The following is a 9466-nucleotide window of genomic DNA, read 5'->3' as shown; positions in this document are numbered from 1 at the left end:
GGTCCTCAGTGATGTTGACGTTGGAAAAGACGGCATCGAAACGGCCTGTTTGCAGGCCGGGGAGAATGCCCTTGAAGTCAAGCCGGTTCATCCGAATCTCCACCCCAAGTTTATCCTGAACGTACTTCTCGACCTGGATGTCATAGCCATCCAGCTCGTTGTTTTCATTGAGGAAGCTTACAGGTGGCAGATTACCGCTCGTTGCGGCGTTCAGATAACCGCGGGCTTTGATGTCAGCAAGGCTGGCGGCGTTCGCAGCAGCGGCGACGATTGAAATCGCGGCCGCCGAAATCAAAAGTTTCAGCATCCTTCATTCCCCTTTGGTTCTGGCGGGAAATCCCTAGACAATCCCACTGGTATCCCACTAAGATACCGTAACAGCGACGAACCAGAAGTGTCAATCGCCAAAACAACGAACTCGCGGAGAAGGCGGGTCGCATCATTGAGGAGGCAGCAATGAGGGGAAGCGCTACGGTTGATGCAAGCCGCCTGTCCGAGCAGACTCATGAGCATTTGCTGTCGCTCATCGAAACCGGCGAGCTTAGACCTGGCGACCTCTTGGAAGAGCGAGCATTGGCAGCAAAGCTCAGTGTCTCCCGAACGCCGATCCGCGCCGCTCTCTCACGCCTCGTCGGTGAGGGCCTTGTCGATCGCGCGCCAAATGGATTGTTGACGGTCACCGAACTTGGCCTGGAGGACTTTGCTCAGCTCATCCAGTTTCGGCGGCTTCTTGAGGGCGAAGCAGCATTGCAGGCGGCGGGGAAAATTCCAGAAGCCGAACTGGGACGTCTGATCGGCAGGATTGAAGAAGCTATGGCCTCGCCTGATCTATCAGAGCATTGGCGGTTGGATGACGAACTGCATGCGCTGGTCGCCAGATATTGTGCGAACCGCTGGCTTGGCCGGTCGGTTACAACGGTGCGCCGCCTGATCAGAATGTGCAACGTCGAGAAGCTGCCTCACCGTTTCAATGAGACCTGCATGGAACATCTCGCAATTTTGCGCGCACTCCAGGAGACCAATGGAGATCTCGCTCGGAAATGCATGCGAAATCACATCGACCAAGTGAGGCTTGGATTCTTGAAGCTGTTGAGCATGCGCTAGAAAAGAGCCCGCCTCGCATATGAGCTCAGGGCACTGTAAAGCCGGAGAATTCACGTCATCGACCTGAAATCCGAATCCGTCTCTGAATCAAAAAGTTGAAGCTGAATATCGCACGAAAGCCGCGCACACTCCGCATCCGCTTCAGGGTGCCGGCCTATTCTGTGAAGAGCCAGCGCATGAACCGCTCTCTTACGCGGTCGATGTGGGTTGCCATTGCCTGCCGCGCTTCATCCGGCTTCTTTTCAGCAACAGCCTCCAAGACGGCGATATGCTCGCGGGCCTGCTGCTCGAAATTCTTCTCCATTCGGACCACGTGGCACATACGCGCCTTGTCCCTCAGATTGCGGATATACTGCGCAAGCAAGGGTTTGCCGCTCGCGTCCGCGACGAAGAGGTGAAACTCGTCGTCGTATTCCCAGAACGGATCGAATTCCAGGTCGGGGTCCTCAAGGATGGCGCGGCTCTTTTCCAGGATCTTGTCGACGCTACCGGGAGTGCTGCGATGGGCGGCCTGCGCGGCAGCCTCTCCCTCGAGCAGCCGGCGAATGACGAGGATCTCCATCAGCTCTTCGACGGCGACTTGGCGGATGACGATACTGCCGTTCGACAAGCGGGCCACGAGGCCCTCACCGACGAGCCGATTGATTGCGGCCCTTAGCGGCGTTCTCGACGCGTTGATCTGCTCGGCGAGTTTGCGTTCCGTGAAAACGTCTCCCGGCCCGAGTTCGCGCGCCAGTATCAGGCTCCGCATGTACTGGTAGGCCTGCTCGGAAATCTTTGTTTGATCCCGCGTTGTCGCGAGTGCGGCGTCGTTCTGCACTTTTATTCCTTGAATTATCCCGTCGAATTCTCCTTAGACGATTGGAGCTTGGGGAGCAATCCCAACGGGGTCCCGCCGGTACAAGCCGGCCCTGGCTTTTTCATTTCCGCTTTACAATATATTTTTTGCCGATAAATTCCATTCGTGCCCCGTTGGTATCCCAGTGGGATTTATGATGGAGTTTGCGTGGATCGAATTATTCAACCGCTCACCCAACGGGAATTCGCCGAATTCGGCGACGTCATCGAACATGAGGGTGACCAGCGCCGTCGTGCACTGTCGATCGACTTCATCGATGCGCAAGACGACATGCGTCGTGCCTTCTGGGTTTCGAAGGTATCGGAGGCGGCGACTTTGCCGACGAAAGTAACACAACTCGAGCGGCATCCCTATTCCGACCAGGGATTCGTTCCGCTGCGCGATACGCGATTCCTGGTAGTGGTGTGCCCAGACGATGCCAAAGGCGATCCCGATGTCGAGCGGATCAAAGCCTTCGTCGCTGAGCCGGGTCAGGGCGTGATCTATCGCCGGAATGTTTGGCACGCGCCGCTGTCGGCGCTGACCGCGCCGGCGGAATTCTTCGTCACGATGGGAGTGACGGACAAAGCCGACAACGACGAATTTTTTGAGCTGGCGACGCCGCTCGGTATCAGCTCGGGAGCATAGAGCGATGAAGCCGATAGAGCATCTTACCAGAGACTTTGTTGGATACGGATCAAAGGGCTATGACCCGAAATGGCCGGACCACGCACGACTGGCGCTGAATTTCGTCATCAATGTCGAGGAAGGATCGGAGCCTTCCATCCTTGACGGCGATGCCGCCAGCGAAGCTGCCTTGACGGAGGGCGGCTCCGGCAATTTCCCCGGCCGCGACCTCGCCGCGGAATCTATGTTCGAATATGGAAGCAGGGTCGGGTTCTGGCGCGTGGCGAGATTACTTGAGGAGCGAGGTTTTCCTGCGACCGTCATGGCATGCGCCCTGGCCTTGGAGCGCAATGCCGACATAAGCAAATACCTGCGCAAGAGCGCATTCGATGTCTGTGCGCACGGCTGGCGCTGGGAGCAGCACCGCGGACTTTCGGTCGATGAAGAACGGGAGCGAATTGCCAGGACAGTGCGCAGCATCGAGGCGTCGATCGGCACCCCGCCGGAAGGCTGGTATTGCCGCTATGGACCCAGCATCAACACCCGCAACTTGCTCGTTGAACATGGCGGTTTTTCATACGATAGCGACGCGTATAACGACGAGCTGCCCTATTGGGTGAAGGTCGGCGACCGCAATCATCTCGTCGTACCCTACAGCTTGACCAATAACGACGCGAAATTCATGCGCGGCGCCATGGCCACGGCAGATCAATTCTTCCAATTCCTGCGCGACGCATTCGACCTCCTTTACGCCGAGGGCAAGCAGTCGCCCAAGATGATGTCGGTCGGTCTCCACCTTCGCATCGCCGGGCATCCCGGACGCGCCGCCGGGCTCCAGCGCTTCCTCGATCACGTCTCCCGCCATGACGGCGTCTGGGTCTGCCGTCGTGGTGACATCGCTAGGCACTGGCATCAGCATCATCAACCGTCACCGTAACCAACGCATGCAACAAAAGGGGAATGCAATGACAAAAAAAACAATCAGCACAATCGCACTTCTGACCGCCCTCGCAGCCTTCGGAATGTCACGCACCGCCGCGCTTGCAGACGATCATCCGCAGGACCAGCCGCTCGTCGTCGGCTCCGATTTCGGCGTCGCGCCATGGATGGTGCGCGGTGCCAGCGGGCCTGAAGGTTTCGGCGTCGATCTCATCAACGCGATCGGAAAGAAGGTCAGCCGTCCGTCGGTCGATATTCAGGATGTCAACTTCTCCGGGCTTTTCGCCGCCTTGTTCGCAAAGCGCATCGAATTCACCGTCAATCCGCTTAACATCACGAAAGAGCGCTCGGAAAAGATGCTCTACACCGAGCCCTTCTTTGCGACGGGCAATGGTTTTCTCGTCAGAAAAGGTGAGAAGCTTGTGAACCTGGACGACCTCAAGGGGCAGATCCTCGCGGTCAACCGCGGCACAATCTCCGACACCTGGGCAACGCAAAACTCTGAAAAATATGGCTTCGAGGTTCAGCGTTACGAAACTTTCCCGGATTCAGTTCAGGCAGTGATTACCCACCGCGCCTTTACCGCCTTGAACGAGATCCCGACGACGGTCTATGCGGCCAGCCAGAACCCGGCAATCGAGGTCGGGTTCAAGGATTTCAACGGCCGCAACTTCGGTTACGCGTTCCGTTACGGCGACGAGGCCTATCGCGACAAGGTCGAGGGCGCCATCGAGTGCCTGAAGCAGGACGGCACAATGGCGAAGCTTTACGAAAAATGGTACGGGGAAAAGCCGGCTGACGGCACCGCACTGACCACCGTCTATGCGGGCTATGGTGCTCCGGGTTTCAAGGGCTACGATGGGAAACCTCATCAGCTCGCCTGCAACTGACCCTGTTTGAGATCCGGCGCGGCTTGACCGCGCCGCGTTCCATGGTGAGGGTTACATGAACCAGATTCTCGAAAACTACTTCAATGGACCGGTAATGGCGCAAGCGTTGCCGGATGTGTTCAGCGGCTTCGTCGTCACGGTCGAGGTGGCTGTCTGTGTGATCGTCATCGGTGTTATGGCCGGCCTCTTCCTGGCCCTGTTGCGCTGTACGAATAGCCGGTTGATCAATGGCTTGGTGACCATCTACGTGGAGGTCTTTCGGACCCTTCCGCAGCTGGTCATCATCATCTTCATCTATTTCGGCTTGCCGTATTTGGGGCTGACTTTCTCACCTTTCTTCGCCACCGCGCTGGCCCTGGCGGCTGTGCTTGCGGCCTTCTCCGCCGAAATCTTCTGGGCGACCATCATGGCGGTGTCGAAAGGCCAGTGGGAAGCCGCATCCGCCCTCGGGATCTCCCGCGTGCTGACACTGCGTCTGATCATCCTTCCCCAAGCCATTCGGCTGGCCATCCCGCTTGTGACAAACCGCTCGATTGCCATAACCAAAGGCACTGCGCTTGGCGCTGCAATCTCGCTTCCGGAAGCCCTTGGCAGCGCGCAGAGCGCCATGTCCATCTATGCCAATCCGTCACCTCTGACGCTCGCCGCCGGCTTCTATCTCGCTTTCTTCATTCCGCTCGTATGGCTGAGCCGCGCTTTTGAAAAGCGGTTTGCCCGGTCTCAGTAAGGAGCAGCCATGGATCTCTTCCTCCAGAATTTCGCGAGCGTACCGTCGTTCCTGAAGATCTATCCGCTGTTGTTGCAAGGGCTAGAACTGACGGTCCTGCTGGCGCTTGTCTCGTTGCCGCTGTCGGCACTGTCGGGACTCGCGGTAGCAATGATCTACAGCTTCGGTGGAGCATTCTCCCGTCGCGCGGTGATCATACTGATCGATTTGCTGCGTTCCTTTCCGGTCATCGTTTTGCTCATTCTGATCTTTTACAGCCTGCCTTTCTTTGGAGTGACGCTCGGCAACTTCACCGCTGTCGTCGTTGCTCTGGTGATCAACAATGCAGGCTATTTCGGCGAGATTTTCCGCGCCGGTCTCCAGTCGATCCCAAAGGGTCAGCATGAGGCCGCGGCAGCCCTCGGTCTCCATCGTTTTCACACCATGATCCTCGTCATCCTGCCGCAGGTTCTCAGGAAGGTGCTCGCTCCTTTGGCGAGCAATTCCCTGGAGCTCATCAAGACGACGTCGATCGCCTCGATGGTGGCGTTGCCCGAATTGCTTCGCTCGGCGCGCGTCGCACAGGAGCAAACCTATAACCCGACGCCGCTCACAGCGGCGGCCCTCATCTTTTTCATTATGCTTTGGCCCTTCTCCCATTGGGTGTCCCGCATGGAGAGGCGAGCCATCATCGGGAGCAACCAGCGATGAGCATCGTTATCACCGGGGGCACCGGCTTTGTCGGCCTGGCGTTGACCGAGGCACTCGAGCGAGCGGATCGGGATGTCGTGTTGTTCGGACGCGAACCGATGCCGGACCGTTTCGTCCCTCTTCTCGGCAGCGCGTCCTTCATCGCCGGAGACATCGCAAACGGCGCCGATCTCGATCGTCTTTTCGACACAGTGGAACCGGAGGCAGTGGTTCACCTGGCCGCCGCGACACCCGACCGGGAAGCAGAAATGCGCGATCCCGCGGCGGTTATTGCCGTCAACATCGGCGGCACCGCAAATCTCATGCGATCGCTTTCGCGTTTGGCGTCGCGGCCGCGGGTTATCATTGTCAGCAGCGTGGCCGTTTATGGCGAGGAACCTCCGGCGTGGGGTACATATCGCGAGGATGAATCTCTGCCGGCGCCGACAAGTCTTTATGGCATCTCCAAGCTCGCGGCCGAAAACACGGCCATCCGTCTCGCACAGCTTTATGGCATGGACCTGACAATCGTCAGGCTCGGTCCAGTCTATGGTCCTTGGGAGTACAAGACGGGCCTGCGCCCCATCCTCAGTCCGCACGGCCAGGTGCTCGATACCTGGCTGCGGGGCGAGGACGTCGTTCTTCCCCGTGCGCTCAGAGGGGACTGGCTCTATAGCCGGGATGCCGGCCGGGGCATCGCGGCGCTTCTGACTGCCGGCTTTCTCCCGCACACGATCTACAATCTCGGCGGCGAGGTGCTGACGAGCCTCGCGGAGTGGGCCGAGGAGCTTCAACCGTTCCCCCGGGCGCGAAAATGGAAGATCGCAGGACCAGGAGAAGCGGCAAATATCCGGTTCGGACTGTCACGTGACCGAGCCCCACTCAATATTGAGCGGATCAAGACCGATATCGGCTTCCAGCCGGCATTTTCGGGCCGCGTGGCGGCAGAGGACTACATGTCCTGGCTTGCCTCGGTCAGCGGCTAGCCTCCAACAAGGAAAGAACCGGCATGCGTCTGCGAAACAAGACCGTCATCATCACCGGGGCATCGTCCGGCATCGGCCGCGCAATAGCGACGCGGTTTTGCGAGGAAGGCGCCAACATCGTTGCCGTCGACATTACGCGCGAAGTCGTTGAAGGCGGTGTGCCCGTTATCGAGGCGCTCAACGCCATCAGCCCGAAGGCCATCTTCCTGCAGGCCGACATTGCGCGGGCTGATGATGTGGAACGGGTGTTCGTAGAGAGCAGGGCGCGATTTGGTCGGCTCGACGTTCTTGTCAACAATGCAGCAATCCACGCGCCCACACCGCTTGCCGATACCGAAGAGGCGGATTGGGACCGGGTCATGGATGTCAATCTGAAGGGCGCGTTCCTGTGCAGCCGAGCTGCGGTTCGCGTCATGCTGAGACAGGAAATCGTCAATGAGGCCCGCGGCCGCATCATCAACATTTCCTCCCAGCACGGCATGGTTTCCGCGCCAGGCGACCTCGCTTACGGCGTCAGCAAGGCAGGTCTCGTCTATATGACCAAACAGATTGCGGCCGACTATGCCGCCGACAGCATCATCTGCAATGCGGTCGCTCCCGGAAAGATACTGACAGGCAAGACCGGCCGAGCCGTCCTGCCGGAAATGTTGGACTACTCCCGTCGGCGCACTCCGATGCCGCGGCTCGGCAAGCCGGCGGATGTCGCGAATGCTGCACTATTCCTGGCGAGCGACGACGCAACCTATATCACCGGCCATAATCTGCTTGTCGATGGCGGATGGATGGCCGCGTGACCCTCGTTCTGAGATCTGCAACCAGTTCAGGCCGGAAACTTCTCACGGCCTTATCCGGTAGGCAGGCGCTCCGAAAGCACCTCACCGCCAGTTCGAAGTCGTTACTTCCTTCGGAATGATCGCAAAGATCGGTACCTGCCGACATTCTAGCGGCGAGAGCCACGGCTATTTCATCTCTTGCTTTGATGGATCCGGCGGACCGACCTCAAACGTATTGATGGTCATCGAAATCAGCCCGTAGTAGCCGAGCACCCCGACGAGATCGACAAGCGCCTCGTTCCCGAGAACGGCGGCCGCCCTGTGATATAGCGCCTGATCGACCTTCCGTTCGCCTTGGATGCCGAAAGCCAGATCGTGCACGACCGCTTCATCCTCCAATGCAAAATCGGGCTTGCGCCCTGCCCTGATCGCATCGACGACTTCGGGCGAGATGCCGGCCTGTAGGGCGATGGGCTTGTGCGCCTGCCATTCATATTCCGAGCGCCAGACCTTCGCCGTCACCAGAATGGCGAGTTCGGACAGCCTTGGCGGCAGCAGCGTGTCGTAGCGGCAATAGCGTCCGAGCGATTGGGCGAGATCGGCCAGCTGAGGCCGATGCAGCCAGATCGCCAGCGGACCGCGAACGCCGCCGCGGGGGCCGGAGGTGATGGCATCATAGACGGCACGCTGAGCGTCGCTCAACCTATCCGGATCGGGTGTCTTCAAACGCACCATGACGTCATCCCTGTTCCGGCCGGCCGGTGGCATTGTACGCCGGCTCGGATGTGGCGAAACGGTTGAGCCAGTCTTCCAGGATCGGAAAATCGCCGCGCCACCGCACTGGCTCCCTCCAGTCCAGATAGGACAATGCGCAGGCTAGGCCTATGGATACAAGATCTGTGGTATGCGGATCGGGGAGGTCCTGTTGCATGGATGTCATAGCGCGAAAAATCTTGCCGCGCTGGTGGGACAGCCAGCGTTCGGACGTTTGCTCCGGTTGCCGAAACCGCCCCTCATAGACCATCAGCAGGCCCGCATCCATGATGCCGTCGGCAATTGTCGCGCGCGTCAGGGCGCGATACCGCTCGACCCCGGACTGCGGCAGCAGCCGCGGCCTGCCGCTCAGGCCGTCAAGATATTCGACGATCACCCGGCTGTCGAAAATGACGCTGCCGTCGGCCAAGAGCAGCGTCGGCATCTTGCCGAGCGGGTTCTGCCGGCGCAGAGTATCGTCTTCGTCGAGCGTATCGGCAGGCGCGATGGTGATGACAGGCTCGAGCCCGAGCACCTTCGTCGCCATGCGAACCTTGCGGCCGAAGGGAGAGGTCATTGTCGTTCGTAATACCATCGCCGATTGGACGATTTCATTAGAAGCCGAATTCAGCATTCCGTATTCCTTGAATTATCCGGGTGATCGCGGCGGAAGCAGGAAAGCCGGCTTCGGCCGCGATCTTTCAAATCAGGGCACCTTATAAGGCGCCCTGTTGCGGAGCCGGCCCGGTATCATTGAGACCGCTTTCGCCGGCAACGTCGTGGAACAGGCGGCGGGAACGGAACTTCCAGCCCGCCCCTACGCGGACCACATGGTCCTCATAGGTTCCGGCGACCGCGATCACCGGCCCGTCTTCGGAATCGCGCGCGACCAGGAAGTTGGACTTCACACGGGCTTCGTCGCCGGTCAGCTTGATAATGATATTGGTCGTGAGGTGCTTGCGCCGCTTTCCCGGCACCGGCTCCGGAACAAGGCGTCGCAGAAGCGCCTCGATATCCTTAGGGCCAGTCGCCTCTCCGTTTCGCGAAATCCACGCGCCGTCCTCGGTGAACAGCCTCGAAAACTCAGCGAGCTGGTATCCATCGAGCAGGAAGCAATATTCGGCCAGCAGCTCCCGAATTGCCTCGCGGTCTTCGAGCTG

The 9466-nt window shown here is 59.2% G+C and carries 13 protein-coding genes and 1 pseudogene; 9 read left to right on the top strand and 5 right to left on the bottom strand.

Features of this window, described 5'->3' with window-relative positions; genetic code table 11:
• A partial coding sequence (locus ACPYOI_RS32855; protein WP_481423942.1) for a transporter substrate-binding domain-containing protein occupies positions 1-295 on the bottom strand: 295 nt, incomplete at its 3' end.
• 161 nt (positions 296-456) lie between these two features.
• Here ACPYOI_RS32855 and ACPYOI_RS32850 point away from each other — a divergent pair.
• Both ACPYOI_RS32850 and ACPYOI_RS32845 read left to right on the top strand, forming a co-directional pair.
• Positions 457-651 (top strand): annotated as a pseudogene (locus ACPYOI_RS32850) (GntR family transcriptional regulator); the annotation flags it as partial.
• Positions 652-669: 18 nt separating this feature from the next.
• Entirely contained in the window at positions 670-1104 is a 435-nt protein-coding gene (locus tag ACPYOI_RS32845; protein WP_481415503.1) for a GntR family transcriptional regulator, read from the top strand.
• Positions 1105-1258: 154 nt separating this feature from the next.
• On the opposite strand, the gene ACPYOI_RS32840 is transcribed toward ACPYOI_RS32845, so the two are convergent.
• Positions 1259-1924 carry a GntR family transcriptional regulator gene (locus ACPYOI_RS32840; RefSeq protein WP_168833045.1) on the bottom strand — a complete coding sequence of 222 codons (666 nt, stop codon included), beginning with the start codon at positions 1922-1924 and terminating at the stop codon, positions 1259-1261.
• A 186-nt stretch (positions 1925-2110) separates the two neighbouring features.
• Between ACPYOI_RS32840 and ACPYOI_RS32835 the strand changes: the two genes are divergently transcribed.
• From ACPYOI_RS32835 to ACPYOI_RS32805, 7 genes are read left to right on the top strand one after another with little or no spacing between them, the layout of a single operon-like run.
• Positions 2111-2590, top strand: a complete 480-nt coding sequence (locus ACPYOI_RS32835; RefSeq protein ID WP_481415399.1) for an ureidoglycolate lyase — start codon at positions 2111-2113, stop codon at positions 2588-2590.
• A gap of 4 nt (positions 2591-2594) precedes the next feature.
• On the top strand, positions 2595-3506 hold the full coding sequence (locus ACPYOI_RS32830; RefSeq protein WP_481415400.1) for an allantoinase PuuE: 912 nt from the start codon (positions 2595-2597) through the stop codon (positions 3504-3506).
• A gap of 28 nt (positions 3507-3534) precedes the next feature.
• Positions 3535-4398 (top strand): substrate-binding periplasmic protein, encoded by an 864-nt coding sequence (locus ACPYOI_RS32825; RefSeq protein ID WP_481415401.1) that lies wholly within the window; start codon positions 3535-3537, stop codon positions 4396-4398.
• 55 nt (positions 4399-4453) lie between these two features.
• Positions 4454-5125, top strand: a complete 672-nt coding sequence (locus tag ACPYOI_RS32820; RefSeq protein WP_481415402.1) for an amino acid ABC transporter permease — start codon at positions 4454-4456, stop codon at positions 5123-5125.
• 9 nt (positions 5126-5134) lie between these two features.
• Entirely contained in the window at positions 5135-5815 is a 681-nt protein-coding gene (locus ACPYOI_RS32815; protein ID WP_481415403.1) for an amino acid ABC transporter permease, read from the top strand.
• The gene (locus ACPYOI_RS32810) at positions 5812-6780 is read left to right on the top strand and encodes an NAD-dependent epimerase/dehydratase family protein (protein WP_481415404.1); all 969 of its coding nucleotides are present in this window, start codon (positions 5812-5814) and stop codon (positions 6778-6780) included. The genes ACPYOI_RS32815 and ACPYOI_RS32810 overlap by 4 nt, the downstream gene beginning before the upstream one ends.
• A 23-nt stretch (positions 6781-6803) precedes the next feature.
• The gene (locus ACPYOI_RS32805; RefSeq protein WP_481415405.1) at positions 6804-7574 is read left to right on the top strand and encodes an SDR family NAD(P)-dependent oxidoreductase; all 771 of its coding nucleotides are present in this window, start codon (positions 6804-6806) and stop codon (positions 7572-7574) included.
• 165 nt (positions 7575-7739) lie between these two features.
• Here ACPYOI_RS32805 and ACPYOI_RS32800 read toward each other — a convergent pair whose 3' ends face one another.
• The 3 genes from ACPYOI_RS32800 to ACPYOI_RS32790 form a co-directional block, all read right to left on the bottom strand.
• Positions 7740-8288, bottom strand: coding sequence for a carboxymuconolactone decarboxylase family protein (locus ACPYOI_RS32800; protein WP_481415406.1), 549 nt, complete (start codon positions 8286-8288; stop codon positions 7740-7742).
• Positions 8289-8292: 4 nt separating this feature from the next.
• On the bottom strand, positions 8293-8940 hold the full coding sequence (locus ACPYOI_RS32795; protein WP_481415407.1) for a glutathione S-transferase N-terminal domain-containing protein: 648 nt from the start codon (positions 8938-8940) through the stop codon (positions 8293-8295).
• An 82-nt stretch (positions 8941-9022) separates the two neighbouring features.
• Positions 9023-9466, bottom strand: a 444-nt coding sequence (locus ACPYOI_RS32790) for a nuclear transport factor 2 family protein (protein ID WP_481423941.1), incomplete at its 5' end; no start/stop codon positions are given.

The organism is Rhizobium sp. SVR5-2C (assembly GCF_056755115.1).
Note: the sequence above shows the minus strand (reverse complement) of the source record. Positions and strands in the feature narration are given on the sequence as shown.

Coding starts and splice junctions, on each gene's coding strand:
- ACPYOI_RS32830 (WP_481415400.1), top strand. CDS start 2,595: ATGAAGCCGATAGAGCATCTTACCAGAGACTTTGTTGGATACGGATCA.
- ACPYOI_RS32825 (WP_481415401.1), top strand. CDS start 3,535: ATGACAAAAAAAACAATCAGCACAATCGCACTTCTGACCGCCCTCGCA.
- ACPYOI_RS32820 (WP_481415402.1), top strand. CDS start 4,454: ATGAACCAGATTCTCGAAAACTACTTCAATGGACCGGTAATGGCGCAA.
- ACPYOI_RS32815 (WP_481415403.1), top strand. CDS start 5,135: ATGGATCTCTTCCTCCAGAATTTCGCGAGCGTACCGTCGTTCCTGAAG.
- ACPYOI_RS32810 (WP_481415404.1), top strand. CDS start 5,812: ATGAGCATCGTTATCACCGGGGGCACCGGCTTTGTCGGCCTGGCGTTG.
- ACPYOI_RS32805 (WP_481415405.1), top strand. CDS start 6,804: ATGCGTCTGCGAAACAAGACCGTCATCATCACCGGGGCATCGTCCGGC.
- ACPYOI_RS32800 (WP_481415406.1), bottom strand. CDS start 8,288: ATGGTGCGTTTGAAGACACCCGATCCGGATAGGTTGAGCGACGCTCAG.
- ACPYOI_RS32795 (WP_481415407.1), bottom strand. CDS start 8,940: ATGCTGAATTCGGCTTCTAATGAAATCGTCCAATCGGCGATGGTATTA.